Genomic DNA, 24,344 nt, shown 5'->3' with positions numbered 1-24,344 from the left:
GAAAGCTGCCACTGAGATGCTGCGCTTCCTCCTTCGCCGGACCCTCGGCTCGCTGGTGATCCTGGTCCTGCTGACCGTCGTCGCCTTCCTGCTGTTCTTCGGCATGCCCCGTGACCCGGCGCTGCTGATGTGCGGCAAGACGTGCACGCCCGACGCGCTGGCGAACATCCACCGCACGCTCGGCATCGACAAGTCGATCCCCGAGCAGTTCTGGATCTTCCTTCAAGGGCTGGTCGCGGGCCGGGACGACTTCGCCCAGGGGCCCTGCCCCGCCCCCTGTTTCGGCTACTCGTACCACACCAACGAGCAGGTCTGGTCGACCCTGATGGACCGGCTGCCGCTCACCGTCTCGCTCGCGCTCGGCGCCACCGTCGTCTTCCTGTTCGTCGGGCTCGGCACCGGAATGCTGGCCGCCTGGCGGCGCGGCACGCTCATCGACAAGTCGTTCACCGCGGGCTCCATGGTGCTCAGCTCGATGCAGATCTACTTCCTGGGCCCGCTCGCCCTCGCCGTGCTGGTGTACCAGACCCATCTCTTCGACGAACCCCGGTACACCGAGCTCACCAAGGATCCCGTCGCCTGGTTCACCGGGCTGATGATTCCCTGGGTCGTGCTGTCCACGATCTTCGCCGCGCAGTACACCCGTATGGCGCGCTCGTCGATGATCGAACAGCTCCAGGAGGAACACATCCGCACCGCCCGCGCCAAGGGGATGAGCCGTCGGTACGTCTTCTTCCGGTACGCCTGGCGCGGCTCCCTCATCCCGATCGTCACCATCCTCGGCATCGACCTCTCCTCGATGCTCGGCGGCGCGATCATCACCGAGTACACCTTCGGACTGCCCGGCCTCGGGCATCTCGCGGTGGAGTCCGTGCAGTTCAGCGATCTTCCGCTGCTGCTGGGCGTGATGCTCTTCGCCGCCGCCGTGATCCTGCTCTGCAACATCGTCGTCGACGCCTGCTATGCCTTCATCGACCCGCGCGTACGGCTGTCCTAGCCGTTTCCCGGACCGTCGTCAGGAGCTTTGTCGTGACCACTGTGACCAAGGAGGCCGGGGCGCCCGTCCCGGCCGGCGCGGGCGCGTTCCTCTCGGTGCGGGACCTGCACGTCAGTTTCAGCACCGAGGACGGATCCGTCCGGGCCGTCGACGGGCTCTCCTTCGACCTCGAACGCGGCCGCACCCTCGGCATCGTCGGCGAGTCAGGATCCGGGAAGTCCGTCACCAACCTGACCGTCCTCGGGCTGCACAACCCGATGTTCACCACCGTCGAGGGCGAGATCCTGCTGGAGGGCCAGGAGCTGACCACGGCCCGGGAGTCGGAACTGGAGAGACTGCGCGGCAACAAGGTCGCGATGATCTTCCAGGACCCGCTCACCGCGCTCTCGCCGTACTACACCGTCGGCCGGCAGATCGCCGAGCCGTACATGAAGCACCGGGGCGCCTCGAAGAAGGCCGCCTGGGAGCGCACGGTCGAGATGCTCGGCAAGGTCGGCATCCCCAACCCCCGGGAACGGGCGAAGGACTACCCTCACCAGTTCTCCGGCGGGATGCGCCAGCGCGCCATGATCGCGATGGCCCTCGTCTGCGACCCCGACCTGCTGATCGCCGACGAGCCGACCACCGCACTCGACGTCACCGTCCAGGCGCAGATCCTCGACCTGCTCAAGGACCTCCAGCGGGAGTTCGGCACCGCGATCATCTTCATCACGCACGACCTCGGTGTCATCGCCGACATGGCCGACGACATCATGGTGATGTACGCGGGCGGCGCGGTCGAGCGCGGGACGACCGAGCAGGTGCTGCGCTCGCCTCAACACCCGTATACCTGGGGCCTGTTGAACTCCATGCCCCGGCTCGACTCGGACCTGGGCACTCCGCTCGCCCCCATTCCGGGTGCCCCGCCGTCGCTGCTGACCCCGCCCTCCGGCTGCCGCTTCCACCCCCGCTGCACCTTCCGGGACCGGGTGGGCGGCAACCGCTGTGTCACCGAACGTCCCCCGCTGGCCCCGGACCGCGCCGCCGCCTGTCATCTCACGGCGGAGCAGAAGCGGACCATCTTCGAGGACGAGATCAAGCCCCGACTGGGGTAGGGGCAGGACCTGAGGAGCAAGCACGTGAAGAAGGCCAGGAGGAGCACGTGAAGAAAGAGGAACTCGTTCTCCCCGCCCCGCGCGAGGCGGACGCCGACGGCGACGGGGAGCAGCTGCTCGTCGTGACGGGGCTCACCAAGCACTTCCCGGTCAAGGGCGGCTTCCCGATCCGGCGTACGGTCGGCCAGGTGCAGGCCGTGGACGGCATCGACCTGAGCGTGCGGGCCGGGGAGAGCTTCGGTCTGGTGGGGGAGTCGGGGTGCGGCAAGTCCACGACCGGCCGGCTGATCACCCGGCTCCTGGAGCCCACGGCCGGGACGATCACGTACCGCGGACAGGACATCTCGCACGCCTCACGCCGGCAACTGGCGCCGATCCGGTCCGAGATCCAGATGATCTTCCAGGACCCCTACTCCTCCCTCAACCCCCGCCAGACGGTCGGCAAGATCATCTCCGGGCCGATGGAGGTCAACGGGATCGAGCCCGCGGGCGGGCGCGAGGCACGCGTGCGCGAGCTGCTGGAGATCGTCGGCCTCAACCCCGAGCACTACAACCGCTTCCCGCACGAGTTCTCCGGCGGCCAGCGCCAGCGCATCGGTGTCGCGCGGGCGCTGGCTCTGGAGCCGAAGCTGATCGTGGCCGACGAGCCGGTCTCCGCGCTGGACGTGTCGATCCAGGCGCAGGTGGTCAACCTGCTCCAGCAGGTCCGGCAGGAGCTCGGCATCGCGTTCCTGTTCATCGCGCACGACCTGGCCGTCGTACGGCACTTCTCGCAGCGGGTGGCCGTCATGTACCTCGGGAAGATCATCGAGGTCGGCGACCGCGACTCCATCTACACCCGGCCCCGGCACCCCTACACCCACGCGCTGCTCTCCGCGGTCCCCGAGGTGAACGTCGCCGGCGGTGAGACCCCCGCCCGGGAGCGGATCCGGCTGGCCGGGGACGTGCCGTCGCCCATCGCCCCGCCCTCGGGCTGCCGGTTCCGGACCCGGTGCTGGAAGGCGCAGGACAAGTGCGCGGCCGAGGAGCCGCCGCTGATCCGGATCTCCGGGAACCACGAAGGCCATCTGACGGCCTGCCACTTCCCGGAGGAGCCGACGATCGAGGCGCGCGAGGAGGACATCGTGCTGGACCCGGCGCTGGCGGCGCTGGAGGAGGGGCGCGGGTGACTCCGTCGGGCCGGCGGCTGATCTCCGGCGTCGCTCCGGCGGGATGCCTGGTTTCGGTGTCGTCCGGCGGGTGCGGGTGCGGGTGCGGGTGCGGGTGCGGGTGCCGGCGCGGGCGCGGGTACGTGGTGGCCGGTCGCGCAGTTCCCCGCGCCCCTGGGGGCCCTGCGGGCCCCGGGCCCCCGGGCTTCCGCTCGGGGCTACCCGGCCGGTGTCGCCACCGTGATGATCTCCGGGCTCGCCCGGGTCAGGGGCCCCCGGTCCCAGTCCCCGTACTGCTCCTCCACCCGCAGCCCCGCCTCCGCCAGGAAACCGGTCAGGCTCCCCGGGGTGAGGAAGCGGAGGGTGGCGCGGCCGGTGTGGCGTCGGGGCCAGCCCGGGGAGTCGAAGGTCTCCGTGAACGTGACCCGGTCGCCGGACGGTTCGTCCGCCACCTCGTGCCAGACCCGTACGACCCGGCCTTCCGCGTCGGTGACCTCGCGGACGCGGTCCGGGGTCCAGCTCTCCCAGGCCCGCGCGGCCGGGTTGCGGGTCTCGAACACGAACCGCCCTCCGTCGCTCAGGGCCGACCGTACGGCTCGTAGCGCGCCGCGCAGCTCTTCGTCACCGAGAAGTACCTGGAAGGCATGGCCCGTCATGATCACGAGGTCGAAGTCGCCTTGCCACACACGGGTGTTGAGGTCCCCCAGCAACCACTCCACGCCGGGCGCCCGACGCCGGGCCTGGACGAGCATCGCGGCCGCCGGGTCGAGGCCCGTGAGCCGCCCCGGATGGCCGTCCGACGCGGCCCGCGCGAGGAGCCGGCCCGTGCCGCAGCCGACGTCGAGCACCGAGTCGGCGGATCTCACCAGGTTCAGATAGAAGTCGTCGTCCGGCCCCCACGGATTGATGCTGTCGTACAGCGCGGCGAGTGTCAGATCAGCGAACGAATGATCGACCACCGCGGCAGTGTGCCACACCTCGGCGCGGCACAGGACAAGATCCAGAACATCCGAATTCCCTCGACAGACGTGCCGGGGCCGGACATGCTCGGCGCGATGACGAGAACAGACGACATGCCTTCCGCGTGGGACGAGCGCACCCAGCTCACCACCTTCCTCGACTACGCCCGCGACACCGCCCGCGCCAAGTGCGAGGGCCTCTCCGCCGAGGACGCCCGCAAGGCGCCCCTGCCGACTTCGCCGCTGATGACCCCGAGCGGCCTGGTCAACCATCTGCGCTGGGTCGAGTACTACTGGTTCCGGGTCGTGTTCCTCGGTGAGGAGGACGAGGGGCCGTGGACCGACGAGGACCCCGACCGCGAGATGCGCATCGCCGTCGACCTCCCGCTCGCGCAGGTGCTGGACGAGTACGCCGAACACGCCGAACGGCACCGCAAGCTGGTCGCCGAGCACGCCCTCGACACCGAGGCACAGCGGGCGACGCGCGACGGCCGTCATGTGGACCTGCGCTGGATCCTTCTGCACCTGATCGAGGAGACGGCCCGGCACAACGGCCACCTCGACATCCTGCGCGAACTGATCGACGGCCGCACCGGCGTCTAGGGGCCGATGCGCGTCTCTCCGTCTCGCGGCGAAGGAGTTTCCGCTGGTCGGGCCAGGGTGAGAGACCGGTGAAAGACCGGTGAAAGATCGCCGAAGGGATCCGGAAAGACGGCTCGGCGAGACTCTTGTCCGGGGCGGGCGACCGACGGGGGACACGCGGCGCCCGCCCCGCCCCGGGCCCGGCCGCCCCGCCTCGTACGGCACCCGGCCGCCACCCCGGCCCCGGCCCCGGAAATTGGCCGGATCCCGACGCCCGGGAATCCGTCGGTTCCCGATCGTGAAGGTCGGCGTTGCCCGGCAGTCGCCCCTGGACTACGTTCTGTGAATGCTCACCCCACGGCCCCGGTTCCGCCTGCTCGGACCGCTGGACGTCGAGATCGACGGACGGGCCGTCGTACTCACCGGCCGGCAACGCGCGCTGTGCGCCGTGCTCCTGCTGCACGCCAACCATGTCGTCTCCGTCGACCGGCTGATTCAGTGCCTGTGGGACGACCGGCCGCCCGGCGCGGGCGCGGCCCGGGTACGGGCCCTCGTCGCGGAGGTGCGGCGTGCCCTCGGCCCGTCCGGGGCGGAGCTACTGACCACCCGTCGGCCCGGCTACGTCATCCACGCGGGCCCGGACGAACTCGACCTGCTGGCCTTCGAGAACCTCATCAGGGACGCCTCGCGGGCCGCGGCCGACGGCGACTGGCGAGCGGCCCGGAGCCACGGTGAACAGGCCCTCGCGCTGTGGCGGGACGAGCCGCTGGCCGACCTGTCGGAGGTCGCGGTGCGCGAGGCCGAGCGCCAACGCCTCGCCGAACTGCACCTCGTGGCCCGCGAAGGCGTGGCCGAGGCGGGGATCGAGACCGGCCGGCACCGCGAGGCCATCGCCGAACTGCTCCGGCTGACCGCCGCCCACCCGCTGCGCGAACGCCCGCACGGCCTGCTGATGCGCGCCCTGCACCAGGACGGCCGCAGCGCCGAGGCCCTGGAGCTGTACACCGCGCTGCGCCGGCGCATGGTCGACGAACTCGGCATGGAGCCCTCGGCCGACCTCAGGGACCTGCACCAGCGGCTGCTGCGAGGCGGCGGTCTGTCCGCAGGCGCCCCGCCCGAGCGGTCCGCCCCGGCGTCCGAGCGCCCCGTGCCGCGTCAACTCCCGCCCACGCCACGCCGCTTCGTCGGCCGCGACCGTGAACTCGACCGCCTCGACTCCTGTCTGCGCACCTCGGAACCGCTCGCCCTGATCGTGGGGCCGGCGGGCGTCGGCAAGAGCGCGCTGGCGCTGAACTGGGCCCACCGGGTCGCCGACCGCTTCCCCGACGGCCAGCTCTTCCTGGACATGCGGGGTTTCGACAACGCCGAGCCGATGACCCCCGGCGAGGCCCTGCCGCTGCTCCTCCAGGGCCTGGGCTGCGCCCCGCGCGACATCCCGCTGGGCGCCGAGGCGCAGACCGCGCTGTACCGGACGCTGCTCGCGGACCGCAGGGTGCTGGTCGTCCTCGACGACGTGGCCGACGCGTCGTACGTACGGCGGCTGCTGCCCGCCTCGGCGGGCTCGCTGACGCTGGTGACGAGCCGCGACAGACTCAGCGGCCTGGTCACCCTGGACGGCGCCTACCGGGTGTCCTGCGACGTCCTGGACAGCGCCGCCGCACTGGAACTGATCAGCGGCGCGGTCGGCGAGGATGCCGTCGCCGCCGATCCGCAGGCCGCGGCGCGGCTCGTCGAACTCTGCGACCACCTGCCGCTCGCCCTGTGCGTCGCGGGTTCCTGGATCGGCGACCGGCCAGGCAGTATCCGGGCTTACGTCCGTGACCTCGCGGACCGGGGGCGACTGGCCCGGCTGCACGTCGAGGGCGAGGAGTCCGTCGCCGTACGGGCCGCGCTCGACCTGTCGTACGGAGCGCTGCCGGACGAGGCCCGGAGGGCCTTCCGCGCGCTGGGCGCGCTGCCGGGCACCGGCCGGTCGGTCCCGGCGGCCGCCGCGGCCGCCGGGACCGACGAACATCGCCTGGCCGACCTGCTGCGGCTGGCCCAGCGGGTCCACCTGCTGCGCGACGTCGAGCACGGCCGCCCGGCCTGGCACGACCTCGTGCACGAGTACGCCCGTGACCGGACGGCCGCCGAGGACTCCCCCGAGGAGCGGGCCGCCGCCGTCACCCGCGTCCTCGACCACTACCTCCAGAGCGTCGTCAACGCGGCCGCCACGGCCGGCCTGTACGTCATGCGCACCCGCCCGCCCGCCGTCGACGGCTCCCTGCCCCGGGAGTTCGACGGCGCGGAGGACGCGTACGCCTGGTTCGACGGCGAGTGGGACGACATCGCGGCCGCGATCGGCCACGCCGCCGAGCACGGCCCCGCGCCGTACGTGTGGTGGCTGGTGGACGCGCTCCAGGACCTCTTCCACCACCGCAGGCCGCTCTCCGACTGGATGCGGCTGGCCACCCTCGCCCGGGAGGTGGCTGCCCGCGGCGGGGACGAGGTCGGCCAGGCCTCCATGTGCCTGTCCCTGGGCAGCGCCCGCTGGCGCAACGGCGATCTGCGGGGCGCGCTGACGGAGTACGAGGAGGCGGAGCGGCTGGCCCGCCGGGCCGGCTGGACGTACGGCGAGGCCGGCAGCCTCCAGGGCAAGGGCGTCACCCTCAAGCTGCTGGGCGAACTGCGCCGCGCGCTGCCCTGCTACGACCGTGCCCTCGCGCTCTACCGCACCCTGGACAACGTCAAGAACGTGGAGATCATGCTGATCAACACGGCGTCCCTGAACCTCGCCCTGGGGCGCCTGGACGCGGCCGAGGAGGCGGCGTGCGCGGCCCTCGACCTGATCGGCGACACGGTCCACCACAACCGCGCGATGGCCCTCGTCAACCTCGCCCTGGTCCGGCACAAGCAGGCCCGGTTCGACGAGGCGACGGCGGCGCTGCGCACCTGCTTCCTGGTCTCCCGCGACTCCGGGTCCACTTATACGGAGGCCGTGGCTCTGGAGGCGCTCGGCCGGGTCCGCGCCGACGCCGGCCGGGACGACCGGGCGCTGCTCGCCTACGAGGACGCCCTCGCCGTCTCCCGGCGGGTGGAGAACCGCAACTGCCAGGTCGACAGCCTGGTCGGGGTCGCCTCCGTGAAGCTGCGCGCGGGCCGCGCCGAGGAGTCGGCCGAACACCTCGACGCCGCCTTCGAGATCGCCGAGCGCACCGGTCACCGGGCGGGCCTCGTCGAGGTCCTGCTGGCCCGCGCCGACCTGGCCCGCGCCCAGGGCCGCCCGGCCGACGCCCTGGACCATCTGGAGCGCGCCGAACGTCTCGCGTCCGACGGCAATCCCCTCACCCTCCCGCGCGTCCACCTCACCACCGCCCTGACGCTCCTCGACACCGACACCGACACCAGCACCGACACCAGCACCGACACCAGCACCGACACCAGCACCGACACCAGCACCGACACCAGCACCGACACCAGCACCGACACCAGCACCGACACCAGCACCGACATCGGCACCGACATCGGCACCGATGTCGCACCCACCCGGGCCCGCGACGCGGCGGCCCTGGCTGCCGCCCTCGCCCGGGACTCCGGCCAGCGTCTCCTGCACGCCCGTGCCACGGCGGCCCTCGCCCGCGCCCACGAGGCGCACGGTGACACCGGCCCGGCGCACGAGGCCAGGACGGAGGCGACCGCCCTGTACGCGGCGCTGGGCGTCCGGCATCCCCCCGGGACGCCCTCCCCGTCCCGCCCGCTGCCCCACCACCGTCACCGTGAACTCCCTCCGGACGCCGAGTCCCGCCTCACCCTCTACCTGACCGAGCACTTCGACGGCTGAGCCGGTTCAGACGGACGTGGCGTACGCGCTGCCGAGCCGCAGCCGCGGGTCGCGGGCGAGGATCCGTTCGTGCAGGGACCGCAGCTCCGGACCCGGTTCGCAGCCCAGCAGGTCGATCATCCGCAGGCGCAGCAGCTGGAAGGCGTCCAGCGCGTCCGCCTGGCGTCCCCCGCGGTGCAGGGCGAGCATCAGCAGGCCCGTGACCTTCTCGTCGAAGGGGTGCATCTCGGCCAGCCAGTGCAGCTGCGGCAGGCACTCCTCGTGCCGTCCCACGCGCAGGTACAGCTCGGTGCTGCCGACCAGCGCCTCCCGGTGCTCACGCCGCAGCGTCACCCGCGTCGACTCCGCCCAGGCCGTGCGTACGTCGGACAGCGGCTCGCCCCGCCACAGCTCCAGGGCCCGCGCGTACAGGCCGAGAGCCGTCTCGGTGTCGCCCCCGCGGGCCTCCTGCTGCGCCTGCCGGACCAGGGCGCGGAACCGCGCGGTGTCGACGCAGCGTTCGTCGATCGCGAGGACGTATCCGCCCCGCTTCCGGATCAGTTCGAAGCCCTCGGTCAGCTGCCCGTCGGCCCGCAGCGCCTTCCGCAGCCGGGTGGCCTGGATGTACAGCGCGTCACGCGGGTGCTGAGGCCGGCGCTCCTGCCACACGCGCTCGATCAGCGTCTCGTCGGCGACGAACGCGCCGGGGGTCCAGGCCAGTGCCGCCAGCAGCAGTTTCGTGCCGTGCGGAAGCGGCAGCTTGCCGCCGGAGCGGGCCCGTGCCTCGACGCAGCCAAGCAGCTGGATTTCCATGTACCCCCCGTACCTCGAACCACTCGAGTCACCACTGTGCGCGCGAGGTGTTCGGCTGGCGCATGGATGCTGCACGGCTGCCGCCGGCTTGGCTCGGCCGGGGACGCGGTGGGGGCGGGCGGGGTTGCGGTGCGTCGGCGGGTGCGGGTGCGTAAGTGGCCGGTCGCGCCGTTCCCCGCGCCCCTGGTGGGCCCTGCGGGCCCATCGGTACGAGTGAAGGCCCGCGCCGGGTGAGCGCGGGCCTTCGTCCCCTGGACCGGACGATCATGGGCTCGGGTCAATGGGCCGAGAAAGTCCGCTCCGAAAGGGGGCGGCTGACGAAAAGGGGTGTGTCAGGCCGCCGCCTCGGGGTCCTTGGCGAGACGGGGAGCCGGCACGGTGGCCGGAACGTCCGCCGTCTCGGGATAGTGGCACGCCGTCAGGTGGCCGGGCTTGTTGCCCTCGACCTGCACCAGCGGCGGGGCCTCGGTCGCGCACTTCTCCGTCGCCTTCCAGCAGCGGGTGCGGAAGCGGCAGCCGGAGGGCGGGTTGATGGGCGAGGGCACGTCACCGACGAGGCGGATGCGCTCCCGGCCCGGGACTCCCTCGTCCTGCACGGTCGCCTCGGGCACGGCGGACAGCAGCGCCCGGGTGTAGGGGTGGCGCGGGTTGCCGTACAGGTCGTCGCGGTCGGCGATCTCGACGATCCGGCCGAGGTACATGACCGCCACGCGCTGCGAGAAGTGCCGTACGACGGCCAGGTCGTGGGCGATGAAGACGAACGCGATGCCCAGGTCCCGCTGGACCTTCTGGAGCAGGTTGACGACCTGAGCCTGGATGGAGACGTCGAGCGCGGAGACCGGCTCGTCGGCCACGATCAGCTTCGGCTCCAGAGCCAGCGCCCGCGCGACACCGATGCGCTGGCGCTGGCCGCCGGAGAACTCGTGCGGGAAGCGGTTGTAGTGCTCGGGGTTGAGGCCGACGATCTCCAGCAGCTCGCGCACGCGTGCCTCGCGCCCGCCGGCCGGGTGGATGTCGTTGATCTCCATCGGCCCGGAGATGATCTTGCCGACCGTCTGGCGCGGGTTCAGCGACGCATACGGGTCCTGGAAGATCATCTGGATCTCGGAGCGGATCGGGGCCAGCTGCTTGCGGCCCGCGTGCGTGATGTCCTCGCCGCGGTAGGCGATCCGGCCGCCGGTCGGCTCCAGCAGCCGGGTGATCAGCCGGCCCGTCGTCGACTTGCCGCAGCCGGACTCGCCGACCAGGCCCAGGCTCTCGCCCTCGGTGACCTGGAAGTCCAGCCCGTCGACGGCCTGCACGGCGCCGACCGTACGTCGGATCGGGAAGCCGCCCTTGATCGGGAAGTGCTTGGTGAGCCCGGAGACGTCCAGGAGGGGAGTGGTGCTGCTCATGGTGGTGAAATCCCGTCTCTTGTACGTCAGTTCGCGGCGCTGCCGGCGAGGTCTGTGAAGAACTCGGCGCGCTGGTCGGCGGTCAGGTGGCAGGCGGAACCCCGGCCGTTCGTGACCTCCAGCGGCGGCTGCTCCGTGGAGCACAGGCCCCCTTCGACCTTCTCGGCGAAGGTGCACCGGGGGTGGAAGCGGCAGCCCGTGGGCGGGTTCAGCAGCGAGGGCGGCGAACCGGGGATCGGGTTGAGCGGGACGTCCACCGGGTGTTCCAGGTTCGGCATCGAGCTCAGCAGGCCCAGCGTGTAGGGGTGCTGCGGGCTCCGCAGCACCTCCCTCTTGGTGCCTCGCTCCACACACCGGCCGCCGTACATCACCAGCACGTCGTCGGCGATGTCGGCGATGACGCCCAGGTCGTGCGTGATGAAGACGATCGAGGTGCCGAACTCCTGCTGGAGGTCCTTGAGCAGGTCCATGATCTGCGCCTGCACGGTCACGTCGAGAGCCGTGGTCGGCTCGTCGGCGATCAGCAGCTCCGGGTCGCACACCAGCGCCATCGCGATCATCGCGCGCTGGCGCATACCGCCGGAGAACTGGTGCGGGTAGTCGTCCACCCGGACCTCCGGCTGGGGGATGCCCACCCGCCTCAGCATCTCGATCGCCCGGGCCCGCGACTGGCTCTTGGAGGCGCCGGTGTGCTTGCGGTACGTCTCACTGATCTGCTTGCCGATCGTGTGGTACGGCGACAGTGAGGCCAGCGCGTCCTGGAAGATCATCGACATCTTGTTGCCGCGCAGCCGCTCGAGCTGCTTCTCGGACGCGGTCAGCAGTTCCTTGTCGTCCAGCAGGATCTCGCCCTCGATCGCCGTGCGGTCGCGGTCGTGCAGACCCAGGATGGCCAGGTTGGTGACCGACTTGCCGGAGCCCGACTCGCCCACGATGCCGAGCGTCTTGCCCTTCAACAGGTCGAAGGAGAGCCCGTCGACGGCCTTGACGATGCCGTCCTCGGTGGAGAAATGGACTTTCAGGTCCCTGACGGAGAGGAAGGGCTGCTGATCGGTGCTCGTCACGGGGACGCTCCTGGGGGGTGATGCGAGAGGTAGGGGGCTTGGCGGAGGTCAGGCGAGCCGGATCCGCGGGTCGATGAGAGCGTAGACGGCATCGACGATGATGTTGAAGAACACGATCGCACCGGCCGCCAGGAGGGTCACGCCGAGCAGCATCGGCAGGTCGCTCTGGTCCACGGACTTCACCGCGAGCCGGCCGATGCCCGGGAGGCTGAAGGTCTGCTCGGTGATGATGGCGCCGCCGATCAGCGTGCCGAGGTCGATGCCGAACACCGTGACGATGGGGCCCATCGCGCCACGCCAGGCGAACCGGAAGAACACGTTCGACCGGGACAGGCCCTTGGCGCGGGCGGTACGTACGTAGTCCTCGCTCAGTTGCTCCACGAGCTGCGAGCGGGTCATACGGGTGTAGTTGGCGGTGAAGATGATCGCCAGGACCAGCCAGGGCAGCAGCAGTCCGGAGAACCAGGCGACCGGGTCGTCGCTGAAGGGCGTCCACGACGGCTGGTCGAGCCATCCCAGCTGTGCGACGAAGTAGTACATCGCGATGTAGCCGACGAAGTAGATCTGCAGCGACGAGCCGAGCAGCGACGCCGAGCTGGCGAACTTGTCCAGGAACCTGCCCTGCTTGAGGGCCGCGAGCATGCCCGCGCCGACACCGAGGACGAGGAAGACGACGGCCGCGCCGAAGGCGAGCGAGAGGGTCGTCGGCAGACGGTCCATGATCGTGTCGAAGACCGGCACGTTGTTGGCGAAGGAGTAGCCGAAGCAGGGCGCGTCGCAGTACCCGTAACCGGCGTAGTCGCGACCGGCGAAGACGCCCTTCAGCCAGTACCAGTACTGCACCGGGATGGAGTGGTCGATGCCCAGGTTCTTCCGGATCTGCGCGAGGTTCTCAGGCGTGCAGTTCTTGCCGCAGGACATCATGGCGGGGTCACGCGGCACGGCGTAGAAGAGCCAGAAGGTGATGGCGCTGATGATCAAAAGAATGACCAGCGCGCCGATGACTCGGCGGACAAGGAAGCGGAGCATGAGGCGTGACTTTCCGGACGGGGCGCCGTCGCCGCGGTAAGGAGAGGGGGGTGGGCCGCAGGGGGGTGGCCGCGGTGACGGCCACCCCCAGGGGGCGTGCGCTTACTTCTTGGCGTAGAGCTTGCAGAGCGCGACGCAGGTGTTGGCGTTGTCCCACAGGACGTTGCCGACCTTGGAGCCGTACAGGTAGTTACGGATCTTGTGGTAGTCCGGAACGACCGCGGCCAGCTCCATGATCATCTTGTCGATGTTGCCCCAGGCCTTGTTGGCCTCCTCGACGTCCGCGATCTGGGAGGCCGCGTCGATGGCCTTGTTGACGCTCGGGTCGTTCAGCTGGGCGTAGTTGCTGCGGCCGTCGCCGATGTTCTTGCCGCTCCAGCAGGGGTAGAACTGCGAGTAACCGTTCGGCCAGTCCGGGCTCCAGCCGGCCGCGAACAGGTCGAAGTCGTTGTCGATCTTGCCGATCTGGGTGTAGAAGGTCGACTTGTCGACCTGCTTGTTGACGACCGTGAAGCCGGCCTCTTCCAGCGCGTTCTTGATGGCGACGGCGGTCTTCACCGCGGTGTCCGACTGCTGGTAGGCGATGACCAGCTTCTGGCCGACCTTGCCGGCCTCCTTCAGCAGGGCCTTGGCCTTCTCGGGGTTGCCGCCCGGCTTCTTGTCCACGCCGTACAGGTCGAACTTGGTGTAGCCGGGAGTCACCGGGGCGAAGATCGTGGTGGCGACCTCCTGGCTGTAGGCGCCGCCACCGATGGTCTGGAGCTGCTGGTGCGGCCAGGCGTAGTTGATGGCCTGGCGGACCTTGAGGTCCGTGATCCGGGTCATGTTGATCGGCCAGTAGTAGGTGACCGTGTCGACCGCGGTGAGGACGCGCTTCTTCAGCTCGGCGTTGGTGAGGACCTGGGCGATGCGCTCGGGCGCGACCTCGTTGAAGATCGGCACCGCGTACTGGTCGGTGCCCTTGTCCGCGATCCAGCGGTCGGTGGACGCGACCAGCTCGTAGCCCATCTGGAACAGGTACTTGTCCGGGTAGGCGTTGCGGATCGCGTCGGTCTTCGGGTCCCAGTGCTCGTTGCGCACGAAGGTCATCGACTTGCCGATGTTGCGGCTTTCGACCTTGTACGGGCCGCAGGAGATCGGCTGCTTGTCGTACTTCTCCTTGGTGTCGTGCTTCTTCGGCACCAGGGAGTAAGCGCGCATCGCGAGCGTGAAGTTGAAGTCGGCGCGGGCTTCCTTGAGACGGAAGGTGATGGTCTTGCCGTCGATCTCGATGGAGTCGAGGCTCTTGCCCTCGTACGGGCCCTTGTACTTGTCGCCGCCGACCAGGAAGTCCTGGACGTAGCGCGGCCCCTCGGTGACGAAGGTGGCGAAGAGGCGCTCGAAGGTGTGGCGGAGGTCGTCCGAGGAGACCTCGGCGCCGTCCTCCCACTTCAGACCGTCCTTCAGCGTGAAGGACCAGGTCTTGCCGCCGTCCTTCATGGTGCCGGCGTCGGTCGCGGCGTCGCCGACCAGGGTGGCGTTGCCCTTGGCGTCCAGCTTGTAGCCGGTCAGACCACGCATGATCGGCACGGTGATGGCGGCCTCGGTCGAGACGTAGATCTGCGCCGGGTCCATGTGGTCCATGTCGAACTGCTGGAGCGAGTAGATCGTCCCGCCCTTGACCGCGCCCGTCACCTCGGGGGCCGGGCCGGTGGAGTCGGCCTTGGTGCCGACCGGGATCTCGACGGTCTTGGCCCCGGTGACCTTGGGGGCCTTGTCCTGCGAGGAGCCCCCCTCGCTGCCGCTGCTGCACGCACTCAGCACCGACGTCGACGCCGCGGCAACGCCGGTGGCGATGAGGAAGTTTCTGCGCGAGAAGGACATGCTGCCTGCCTTGAAGTGGAAGTGATGAGAGAGATCCGGCACCCCGGCGTCCTTGCCGTGGGCCTGGAGACGGCCGGAGCTAGCGCTTGGACTTGGGGTCGAGTGCGTCACGCACCGAGTCGCCGAGCAGGTTGAACGCGAGGACGAAGATCACCATGGACAGGCCCGGGAAGAGCATGAAGGTGAGGTCCTCGGTGTAGAAACTTGCACCCCGCGCGATCATGACGCCCCAGTCCGGGGTCGGGTCGATCATGCCGACTCCGAGGAAGGCGAGACCCGCTTCAGCGGTGACGTACGCCGGGAGCATCAGCGTGGTCTGGATGATGATGGGCGTCCACAGGTTGGGCAGCAGCTCCTTGAAGACGATACGCCCCGGTGATGCACCCGTGACCTTCGCGGCCTCGACGAACTCCCGTTCACGCAGGCCCAGTACCTGGCCGCGCAGCAGTCGGGCGATGGACGCCCATCCGAAGGCGGCGAGGACGATGATCAGCGCTGTGGCCCGCAGCCAGGTCGGGATCTCCTCGTCGGGGGCGACGAAGAGCCCGAACACGACCGGCATGAAGGCGATGAAGAAGAGCGTGGAGGGGAACGACAGCAGGATGTCGATGACCCGGCCCACGAGATAGTCCGTCTTGCCGCCGAGGTAGCCCGCGGTGGTGCCGATGACCACACCGACGACCACGGTCAGCACGGTCGCGGCGAGCGCGATGCCCAGCGAGTTGCGGATCGCGTAGAGCAGGAAGGTGAAGACGTCGCGCCCCAGCTGGGGTTCGATGCCGAACCAGAACTCCGAGCTCATGCCGCCGTTCGGACCCGACGGGTAGGCGAACGGGTTCAGCAGCTCGGGGCGCTGACTGGCGTACGTGGTGTATGGGTCCTTGCCGTACAGCTTGGCTATCAACGGAGCGGCGACGGCGATCACGAAGAAGAAGCCCACGATGCACGCGGACATGACGCCCGTGCGGTCCCGCTTGAAGCGGTTCCACGCCAGCCGTCCGGGGGAGCGGCCTTCGCTGCCCTTGTGGGTGGAGGGCGTGGGCGACTTCTCGACGCTCTCGTCGGTCACCTCAAGCGGGGCAGCCGCTGATGGAGTTGGGGGGGTCATGGTGCTCCTGGCCCACGGGAGGGTCTGATGACTCCGCAGGGCACTCCCTACGGGCTACGCCGGACTTTTTCAACGCAATTCGTTCAGGGTCAATAAATTCTGGTCTCCCTTGGTTTTCTCTTTACTTTCTTTACCGGAGCTTGACCATATCGTAGCTACGCGTGTAGCGCGCCGTGATCGTTCCGTGTCTGAATTCGGGCCAACTGCACTAAACGGGCAAGGGGTTCGATATTCGGACGCCGGGGTGTCGGAATGCGTACATCTCGGGGTCACAATCCAACGGTTCGGCATCGGATGGTGAAGATCCGTTGCGCACTACACCGAAGATCCATTGTGACCTGCGAAGAAGATCCTTTTCGACCCCCCGCCAGGATCCTGCTGCCGGCCTCCGGCGCACTTGTGCCATCCCCCGAATAGCCCTCCGATGGCCTCCCGTTGGGCGCGGCCCCTGTGCGTAATGCACCTTTTAAGTTGATATTTACTGGTAATGGATCAGTGCTTCGGTGCTGACGGCACAGCGCTCAGGTAAAAGCGCGGTCAATGAGGAGGCATCCATGCGTGGAGCCACGCACGCCAAGTGGGCCGCATGCGCGGCGGCGGCAGCACTCGCGGCGACGGCGTGCGGGGGCGGGGGGAGCGACAGCGGCGGCGGTGACGGCGGCGCGGTGCTCAGCTCCTCCTGGGGAGACCCGCAGAACCCGCTGGAGCCCGCCAACACCAACGAGGTGCAGGGCGGCAAGGTCCTCGACATGATCTTCCGCAGCCTGAAGAAGTACAACCCGGAGACCGGCGCGGCCGAGGACATGCTGGCCGAGAATGTCGAGACCACGGACTCCCAGAACTTCACGATCACCGTCAAGGACGGCTGGACGTTCAGCAATGGCGAAAAAGTGACGTCGAAATCCTTCGTCACCGCGTGGAACTACGCGGCGAGTCTGAAGAACAACCAGAAGAACGCCTACTTCTTCGAGTACATCGACGGCTACGCCGCGGCCCATCCCGCCAGTGGCTCGCAGACCACCGACGTCCTGTCCGGGCTCAAGGTCGTCAACGACAGGACCTTCACCGTCAAGCTCAAGCAGAAGTTCTCCACCTTCCCCGACACCCTGGGCTACCCGGCCTACGCCCCGCTGCCGCAGGCCTTCTTCACCGACCACGCGAACTGGGTGAAGAAACCGATCGGAAACGGGCCGTACACGATCGACTCCTACACCAAGGGCTCCCAGATGGCCCTGAAGAAGTGGGACGGCTACCCCGGCGACGACAAGGCGGAGAACGGCGGCGTGACCCTGAAGGTCTACACCGACAACAACACCGCCTACACCGACCTGCTGGCCGGCAACCTCGACCTGGTCGACGACGTGCCCGCGGCCCAGCTCAAGAACGTCAAGAACGACCTCGGCGACCGCTATCTGAACACCCCCGCCGGCATCATCCAGACCCTGGCCTTCCCCTTCTACGACAAGAAGTGGAACACCACCGGCTCGGACAAGGTGCGTACCGGCCTCTCCCGCGCGATCGACCGCAAACAGATCACCGAGACGATCTTCCAGAACACCCGCACCCCCGCCACCGACTGGACCTCCCCGGTGCTCGGCGAGGAGGGCGGCTTCAAGGAAGGCCTGTGCGGGGACGCCTGCGAGTACGACCCCGCCGCGGCGAAGAAGCTCATCCAGGAGGGCGGCGGCCTGCCCGGCGGCCAGGTGAAGATCACATACAACGCGGACACCGGATCCCACAAACAGTGGGTCGACGCGGTCTGCAACTCGATCAACAACGCCCTCGACAACGACAAGGCCTGCGTCGGCAACCCGGTCGGCACGTTCGCGGACTTCCGCACCCAGATCGGCGACCGGAAGATGACCGGACCCTTCCGGGCGGGGTGGCAGATGGACTACCCCCTCATCCAGAACTTCCTCCAGCCGCTCTACTACACGAACGCCTCCTCCAACGACGGCAAGTGGTCCAACAAGGACTTCGACAAGCTCGTCGACCAGGCCAACGCCGAGACCGACACCGCCAAGGCCGTGGAGCTCTTCCAGCAGGCCGAGGAGGTCGTCCGCGACAACATGGCCGCCATCCCGCTCTGGTACCAGAACGGCAGCGCCGGCTACTCGGAACGGCTCTCGAACGTCAAGCTCAACCCGTTCTCCGTCCCGGTCTACAACGAGATCAAGGTCAGCTGACCCGCCATGGGCCGGTATGTGATCCGGCGTCTGCTCCAGATGATCCCGGTGTTCATCGGTGCCACGCTGTTGATCTTTCTGATGGTGAACGTGATGGGCGACCCCATCGCGGGCCTGTGCGGTGACCGGGAGTGCGACCCGGCCACCGCCGCCCAGCTGCAGAAGGAGTTCGGTCTCGACAAGCCGGTCTGGCAGCAGTACCTGACCTACATGGGGAACGTCTTCACCGGAGACTTCGGTACGGCGTTCAACGGCCAGCCGGTCACCGAGCTGATGGCGACGGCCTTCCCGGTCACCATCCGGCTGACGATCGTCGCGATCGTCTTCGAGATCGTCATCGGCATCACCCTGGGTGTCATCACGGGTCTGCACCGGGGCCGTCCCGTCGACAGCGGGGTCCTGATCCTCACCCTCGTCGTGATCTCCGTCCCCACCTTCGTCACCGGTCTGCTGCTCCAGCTGCTGCTCGGCGTCGAATGGGGCTGGATCAAACCGTCGGTCTCCTCGGAGGCCACCTTCGGTGAGCTGATCGTGCCGGGCCTGGTGCTCGCCTCGGTCTCCCTGGCGTACGTCACCCGGCTGACCCGCACCTCCATCGCGGAGAACAAACGGTCCGACTACGTCCGCACGGCCGTCGCCAAGGGGCTGCCCCGCCGCCGGGTCGTCACCCGGCACCTGCTGCGCAACTCCCTCATCCCCGTGATCACCTTCATCGGGACCGACATCGGCGCCCTGATGGGCGGCGCGATCGTCACCGAGCGCATCTTCAACATCCACGGCGTCGGCTTCCAGCTCTACCAGGGGATCCTCCGCCAGAACACCCAGACCGTCGTCGGCTTCGTGACCGTCCTCGTCCTGGTCTTCCTGCTGGCCAACCTGCTCGTCGACCTGCTGTACGCCGTACTCGACCCGAGGATCCGCTATGCCTGAGCCGATGCCGCCGGAGCACCTGCCGGGCGCGGGCCGCACCCCGGAGGACGGAGCCATCGCCGACACCGGCATGGGAGGCGCGATGGACCTGGCCACCGCGGAGGGGGAGACCCTCGAGAAGACACCCGGCGGACCGCAGGGCACCGGGCCCTCCGAGAAGCCCCGTTCCCTCTGGTCCGACGCCTGGCGGGACCTGCGCCGCAACCCGGTCTTCATCATCTCCGGCCTGGTCATCCTCTTCCTGGTCTTCATCTCCCTGTGGCCCGGGGCCATCACCTGGCTGAGCCCCCTCAAGTGCGACCTCGCCAAGGCCCAGGAGGGCTCCCAGCCCGGCCACCCCTTCGGCTTCGACGGCCAGGGCTGCGACGTCTACACGCGCGTCGTCTACGGCGCCCGGACGTCCGTCACGGTCGGTGTCCTGGCCACCCTCGGCGTCGCCCTGCTCGGCAGCGTGCTGGGCGGTCTGGCCGGGTTCTTCGGCGGGGCGGGGGACTCGATCCTGTCCCGGATCACCGACATCTTCTTCGCCATCCCGGTCGTCCTCGGCGGCCTGGTCCTCCTCTCCGTCGTGACCAGCAATACGGTCTGGCCGGTCATCGGGTTCATGGTGCTGCTCGGCTGGCCCCAGATCTCCCGGATCGCCCGCGGCTCGGTGATCACCGCCAAACAGAACGACTACGTCCAGGCGGCCCGGGCCCTGGGCGCCACCCACTCCCGGCTGCTGCTGCGGCACATCGCGCCGAACGCGGTCGCCCCGGTGATCGTCGTGGCGACCATCGCGCTCGGCACGTTCATCGCACTGGAGGCGACCCTGTCCTACCTCGGCGTCGGACTGAAACCGCCGACCGTCTCCTGGGGCATCGACATCTCCGCCGCCTCGCCCTACATCCGCAACGCCCCGCACGCCCTGCTGTGGCCCTCGGGCGCCCTGGCCCTCACGGTCCTGGCGTTCATCATGCTCGGCGACGCGGTGCGCGACGCCCTCGACCCGAAGCTGAGGTGACGGCCGGATGCTGCTCGAAGTACGCGACCTGCACGTGGAGTTCCGCACCCGGGACGGGATCGCCAGGGCCGTCAACGGCGTCAGCTACGGCGTGGACGCGGGCGAGACCCTCGCCGTGCTCGGCGAGTCCGGCTCCGGCAAATCCGTCACCGCCCAGGCGATCATGGGCATCCTCGATGTGCCGCCCGGCCGGATCACCGGCGGCGAGATCCTCTTCCGCGGCAAGGACCTGCTGCGCTTCAAGGAGGAGGAACGCCGCAAGGTGCGCGGCGCCGAGATGGCGATGATCTTCCAGGACGCCCTGTCGTCCCTGAACCCCGTGCTGTCGGTCGGCGACCAGCTCGGCGAGATGTTCGTCGTGCACCGGGGGATGTCCCGGAAGGACGCGCGGACCAAGGCCGTGGAGCTGATGGACCGCGTCCGCATCCCCGGCGCCCGGGAACGGGTCAGGGACTACCCGCACCAGTTCTCCGGCGGTATGCGCCAGCGCATCATGATCGCGATGGCGATGGCCCTGGAGCCGGCGCTCATCATCGCCGACGAACCCACCACCGCCCTCGACGTCACCGTCCAGGCCCAGGTCATGGACCTGCTCGCGGAACTCCAGCGCGAGTACCACATGGGCCTGATCCTCATCACCCACGACCTGGGAGTGGTCGCGGACGTGGCCGACCGGATCGCGGTGATGTACGCGGGCCGGATCGTCGAGTCGGCCCCGGTCCACGACATCTACAAGGCCCCGGCCCACCCCTACACGCGAGGCCTGCTCGACTCCATCCCGCGGCTGGACCAGAAGGGCCAGGAGCTCTACGCCATCAAGGGCCTGCCGCCCAACCTCATGCACATCCCGCCCGGCTGCGCCTTCAACCCCCGCTGCCCGATGGCCCAGGACGTCTGCCGTACGGACGTACCCCCGCTGTACGAGGTCGACGAGTCCGACGCGGACCGCACGAGCGCGTGCCACTTCTGGAGGGAGTGCCTGCATGGCTAGTTCCGCATCGGCCGAGCCGATCCTCGAAGTGAACGGGCTGGTCAAGCACTACCCACTCACCCAGGGCATCCTGTTCAGGAAGCAGGTCGGCGCGGTCAAGGCGGTCGACGGCGTCGACTTCACCCTGCACCGCGGCGAGACCCTGGGCATCGTCGGTGAGTCCGGCTGCGGCAAGTCCACGGTCGCCAAGATGCTGGTCAACCTGGAGAAGCCGACGGCGGGGGAGATCCGCTACAGGGGCGAGGACGTCACCGGCCTGTCGGGCAAGGCGCTGCGGGCCGTCCGGCGCAACATCCAGATGGTCTTCCAGGACCCGTACACCTCGCTCAACCCGCGCATGACCGTCGGCGACATCATCGGGGAGCCGTACGAGATCCACCCCGAGGTGGCGCCCAAGGGCGACCGGCGCAGACAGGTCCAGGACCTGCTGGACGTCGTCGGGCTCAACCCCGAGTACATCAACCGCTACCCGCACCAGTTCTCCGGCGGCCAGCGGCAGCGGATCGGCATCGCGCGGGGGCTGGCCCTGCGTCCGGAGGTGATCGTCGCCGACGAGCCGGTGTCCGCGCTGGACGTGTCGGTCCAGGCGCAGGTGATCAACCTGCTGGACCGGCTCCAGAGCGAGTTCGACCTCTCCTACCTCTTCATCGCCCACGACCTCTCGATCGTCCGCCACATCTCGGACCGGGTGGGGGTGATGTACCTGGGCCGGATCGTGGAGATCGGCCGCGACGCCGAGATCTACGACCATCCGACGCACCCCTACACGCAGGCCCTGCTCTCCGCGGTGCCCGTTCCGGACCCGGAGGCGCGGGAGCACCGGGAGCGGATCATCCTGGCGGGCGACGTCCCGTCCCCGACGAACATCCCCTCCGGCTGCCGCTTCCGCACCCGCTGCTGGAAGGCGCGGGAGCGGTGCGAGCTGGAGGTGCCGGTGCTGGCGGTCCCGGCGGAGTTCCGGCACGCGACCGGCCCGGCGGCACACGACTCGGCATGTCACTTCGCGGAGGAGAAGCAGGTGGTCCCACCGGAGGAACCACGGGAGGAACCACCGGATGATCACACCAACGGCGGTGTATAGCAGCACATTTGCTGAGCAACCGCGTTAACACACAGGCAACTTGACCGACCCGATTCCGATATACGGACGCGCCACTCTGAACAGCGTACGGCCGTGCGGGTGCCGTAAACGGGCCGGGAGCGCCATGTCTCCCGGCCCGTTGCCGTGCCTACGGCACTACGTCAGCCCCAGTGAACGCTTGAGGAAGTCCACCTGGAGCAGCAGCAGGTTCTCCGCGACCTGTTCCTGGGGGGTCATGTGGGTGACGCCCGACAGGGGGAGTACCTCGTGCGGGCGGCCGGCGGCCAGCAGCGCCGAGGAGAGCCGCAGGCTGTGGGCGACGACCACGTTGTCGTCGGCCAGCCCGTGGACGATCATCAGCGGGCGGTGGGGTCCGGCGGGCGAGGAGAGCCCCTCGTCGGTGACGAGCGAGCTCTTCGCGTACGCCTGCGGGGTGGTGGCCGGGTCGCCGAGGTAGCGCTCGGTGTAGTGGGTGTCGTAGAGCCGCCAGTCGGTCACCGGGGCGCCCGCGATGCCGGCGTGGAAGACGTCGGGGCGGCGCAGTACCGCCAGGGCCGCGAGCCAACCGCCGTAGGACCAGCCGCGGATCGCCACCCGGGAGAGGTCGAGGGGATGGCTCTTCGCCAGCTCCTCCAGTGCCTCGACCTGGTCGTCCAGGCTGACCGTGAGGTCGTGATGGATCGCCTTCTCCCAGCCGGGGGAACGGCCCGGGGTGCCCCGCCCGTCGGCGACGACCACCGCGAAACCCTGGTCGGCGAACCACTGGGAGGTCAGGTGCGCGTTGTGCGCGGCGAGCACCCGGGGCCCGTGCGGGCCGCCGTAGGGATCCATGAGCACGGGCAGGGGGGTGTCACCGGGGTAGTCCGTAGGCATAAGCACGGCGCACGGGATGCGCCGTGCGCCCCCTTCGGTGAGCAGTACGCGGGGGGACAGACCGGGATCTTCGGCGTACGACCGGACAGTCGCCGCCGGCTTCCCGTCCCGCAACACCCGCGCCACGCTGCCCGGCCGGTCGAGCACCGCCGACACCAGAACGGTCACGTTCCCCGAGCGCACCGCCGAGTGCACCCCGGGCTCCTGGGAGAGGCGCTCGACGCCGAGTTCGTTGACCCGGTAGACGTGTACCTCACCGGTCTCCGGCGCGGCCGCGTCCGCCCCGGCCGAGGCGGCGACCAGCACGTCGTGGGAGGTGACGTCGAGCACCGCACGTACGTGCAACTGGGCGCCCGTCAGCGGACGTTCCCCGACCGCCAGGACCCGGGCGCCGCCCTCGTCGACGATCCTGACCAACTGTCCCGACGGGCTCCAGCACGGCACGCCAGGGAAAAGATCGAGCCAAATCCGATCTTCGTCGGCGTGCACCATACGGGTCGCCCCGGAGTCGGTGTCCACCGCCAGGAACAGCTGACTGCGCTGGTCGCGCGCCTGTACGAGCAGCAGCGGCGCCCCCGCCCCTGACCAGTGCACTCGCGCCAGATACGGATAGCGCACCCGGTCCCAGACAACCTCCGTGCGCACCCCGTCGAGCCCGAACACGAACAGCCGCACCTCGGCGTTGGCCGTCCCGGCAGCCGGATAGGGCACGTGTTGTGGGTCACGTTTCGGCTGGGCCGGATCAGAGATCCACCACCGCTCCACCGGCGTGTCGTCCACCCGCGTGACCAGCAGTCGATCCGACTCCGGAGACCACCAGAACCCCCGCGAGCGGCCCATCTCCTCGGCCGCGATGAACTCGGCCAATCCATAGGAAACCGTGTCCGATTCCGGCTCCGCCAGCGCCCGGTCGCCGTCACCCTCGGCGCCCACCACCCGCAGGGCGCCCCCGACGACGTACGCGACGAGCCGCCCGTCGGGGGACGGACGGGGGTCGATCACCGGCCCGGGGACCGCGAGTTCGGTCGCCGTACCGGCCCGCAGCTCCGCCGTGAAAAGCCGCCCTGACAAGGCGAAAGACGCCAGCTCGACGGCCTCGTCGGTGGCGTAGCCGATGATCCCGGCGCCGCCCTCACGGCTGCGCTCGCGGCGGGCGAGTTCCTGCGGCGAGAGGTCCTCCGAGATGCCGCCGAGGAGGGCGCGCGGGTCGGCTGCCGGGCGCTCCGTGCCGTCCGCGGGGTCGAGGACCCACAGCGCACCCGCGCGGTCCGTGCCGGAGCCGGAGCGCAGGAACACGACCCGGGAGCTGTCGGGGGCCACCGTGAACGAACGCGGCGCGCCGAGGGTGAAACGCTGGGTGCGGGCGTGTCTGCGGGGGAAGGAGTCGGACTCGGTCGTCATCCTCCGACCATATTGGCCATGCGACCCCC

At 69.5% G+C, this 24,344-nt stretch carries 18 protein-coding genes; 10 read left to right on the top strand and 8 right to left on the bottom strand.

Features of this window, described 5'->3' with window-relative positions; genetic code table 11:
* Positions 1-16 precede the first annotated feature (16 nt).
* Genes OHU34_RS15145 through OHU34_RS15135 form a run of 3 tightly spaced genes read left to right on the top strand, consistent with a single transcriptional unit; the run spans position 17 to position 3,260 of the window.
* A complete protein-coding gene (locus OHU34_RS15145; RefSeq protein WP_020127959.1) occupies positions 17-997 on the top strand; it encodes an ABC transporter permease in 981 nt (326 codons plus the stop codon).
* A gap of 32 nt (positions 998-1,029) precedes the next feature.
* The gene (locus OHU34_RS15140) at positions 1,030-2,091 is read left to right on the top strand and encodes an ABC transporter ATP-binding protein (protein ID WP_142266035.1); all 1,062 of its coding nucleotides are present in this window, start codon (positions 1,030-1,032) and stop codon (positions 2,089-2,091) included.
* Positions 2,092-2,138: 47 nt separating this feature from the next.
* A complete protein-coding gene (locus OHU34_RS15135) occupies positions 2,139-3,260 on the top strand; it encodes an ABC transporter ATP-binding protein (protein ID WP_142266036.1) in 1,122 nt (373 codons plus the stop codon).
* 197 nt (positions 3,261-3,457) lie between these two features.
* Here OHU34_RS15135 and OHU34_RS15130 read toward each other — a convergent pair whose 3' ends face one another.
* Positions 3,458-4,198: a trans-aconitate 2-methyltransferase gene (locus OHU34_RS15130; RefSeq protein WP_142266037.1), complete on the bottom strand. Its 741-nt coding sequence runs from the start codon at positions 4,196-4,198 to the stop codon at positions 3,458-3,460.
* 96 nt (positions 4,199-4,294) lie between these two features.
* Between OHU34_RS15130 and OHU34_RS15125 the strand changes: the two genes are divergently transcribed.
* A complete protein-coding gene (locus tag OHU34_RS15125; protein ID WP_142266038.1) occupies positions 4,295-4,801 on the top strand; it encodes a DinB family protein in 507 nt (168 codons plus the stop codon).
* Between the two features lie 325 nt (positions 4,802-5,126).
* A complete protein-coding gene (locus tag OHU34_RS15120) occupies positions 5,127-8,600 on the top strand; it encodes a BTAD domain-containing putative transcriptional regulator (protein WP_405766760.1) in 3,474 nt (1,157 codons plus the stop codon).
* Between the two features lie 6 nt (positions 8,601-8,606).
* Here the strand turns inward: OHU34_RS15120 and OHU34_RS15115 are convergent, their stop codons facing one another.
* The 6 genes from OHU34_RS15115 to OHU34_RS15090 all read right to left on the bottom strand — a co-directional run bounded on the left by OHU34_RS15115 (position 8,607) and on the right by OHU34_RS15090 (position 15,811).
* Positions 8,607-9,392, bottom strand: coding sequence for a BTAD domain-containing putative transcriptional regulator (locus OHU34_RS15115; RefSeq protein WP_142266040.1), 786 nt, complete (start codon positions 9,390-9,392; stop codon positions 8,607-8,609).
* A 332-nt stretch (positions 9,393-9,724) separates the two neighbouring features.
* The gene (locus OHU34_RS15110; RefSeq protein ID WP_142266041.1) at positions 9,725-10,786 is read right to left on the bottom strand and encodes an ABC transporter ATP-binding protein; all 1,062 of its coding nucleotides are present in this window, start codon (positions 10,784-10,786) and stop codon (positions 9,725-9,727) included.
* A 26-nt stretch (positions 10,787-10,812) separates the two neighbouring features.
* Positions 10,813-11,850, bottom strand: coding sequence for an ABC transporter ATP-binding protein (locus OHU34_RS15105; protein WP_230194736.1), 1,038 nt, complete (start codon positions 11,848-11,850; stop codon positions 10,813-10,815).
* Positions 11,851-11,898: 48 nt separating this feature from the next.
* Positions 11,899-12,879, bottom strand: a complete 981-nt coding sequence (locus OHU34_RS15100) for an ABC transporter permease (RefSeq protein ID WP_057603253.1) — start codon at positions 12,877-12,879, stop codon at positions 11,899-11,901.
* A 102-nt stretch (positions 12,880-12,981) separates the two neighbouring features.
* Positions 12,982-14,742: an ABC transporter substrate-binding protein gene (locus OHU34_RS15095; protein ID WP_142268046.1), complete on the bottom strand. Its 1,761-nt coding sequence runs from the start codon at positions 14,740-14,742 to the stop codon at positions 12,982-12,984.
* A 79-nt stretch (positions 14,743-14,821) separates the two neighbouring features.
* On the bottom strand, positions 14,822-15,811 hold the full coding sequence (locus OHU34_RS15090; RefSeq protein ID WP_142266043.1) for an ABC transporter permease: 990 nt from the start codon (positions 15,809-15,811) through the stop codon (positions 14,822-14,824).
* Between the two features lie 593 nt (positions 15,812-16,404).
* Between OHU34_RS15090 and OHU34_RS15085 the strand changes: the two genes are divergently transcribed.
* The 5 genes from OHU34_RS15085 to OHU34_RS15065 are packed head-to-tail and all read left to right on the top strand — an operon-like array spanning position 16,405 to position 22,041.
* Positions 16,405-18,036 carry an ABC transporter substrate-binding protein gene (locus OHU34_RS15085; RefSeq protein ID WP_405766755.1) on the top strand — a complete coding sequence of 544 codons (1,632 nt, stop codon included), beginning with the start codon at positions 16,405-16,407 and terminating at the stop codon, positions 18,034-18,036.
* A 6-nt stretch (positions 18,037-18,042) separates the two neighbouring features.
* Positions 18,043-18,966 carry an ABC transporter permease gene (locus tag OHU34_RS15080; protein ID WP_020127946.1) on the top strand — a complete coding sequence of 308 codons (924 nt, stop codon included), beginning with the start codon at positions 18,043-18,045 and terminating at the stop codon, positions 18,964-18,966.
* The gene (locus OHU34_RS15075) at positions 18,959-19,969 is read left to right on the top strand and encodes an ABC transporter permease (protein ID WP_052183756.1); all 1,011 of its coding nucleotides are present in this window, start codon (positions 18,959-18,961) and stop codon (positions 19,967-19,969) included. Before OHU34_RS15080 ends, OHU34_RS15075 begins: the two co-directional genes overlap by 8 nt.
* Positions 19,970-19,976: 7 nt before the next feature.
* Positions 19,977-20,960 carry an ABC transporter ATP-binding protein gene (locus tag OHU34_RS15070; protein WP_057603257.1) on the top strand — a complete coding sequence of 328 codons (984 nt, stop codon included), beginning with the start codon at positions 19,977-19,979 and terminating at the stop codon, positions 20,958-20,960.
* A complete protein-coding gene (locus OHU34_RS15065; RefSeq protein WP_142266045.1) occupies positions 20,953-22,041 on the top strand; it encodes an ABC transporter ATP-binding protein in 1,089 nt (362 codons plus the stop codon). Before OHU34_RS15070 ends, OHU34_RS15065 begins: the two co-directional genes overlap by 8 nt.
* A 156-nt stretch (positions 22,042-22,197) precedes the next feature.
* On the opposite strand, the gene OHU34_RS15060 is transcribed toward OHU34_RS15065, so the two are convergent.
* Positions 22,198-24,315 carry a S9 family peptidase gene (locus tag OHU34_RS15060; RefSeq protein WP_142266046.1) on the bottom strand — a complete coding sequence of 706 codons (2,118 nt, stop codon included), beginning with the start codon at positions 24,313-24,315 and terminating at the stop codon, positions 22,198-22,200.
* Positions 24,316-24,344 lie beyond the last annotated feature (29 nt).

The organism is Streptomyces sp. NBC_00080 (assembly GCF_045041255.1).
GTDB classification, from domain to species: Bacteria; Actinomycetota; Actinomycetes; order Streptomycetales; family Streptomycetaceae; genus Streptomyces; species Streptomyces coriariae.
This window is presented reverse-complemented; position numbering and strand designations above follow the sequence as displayed.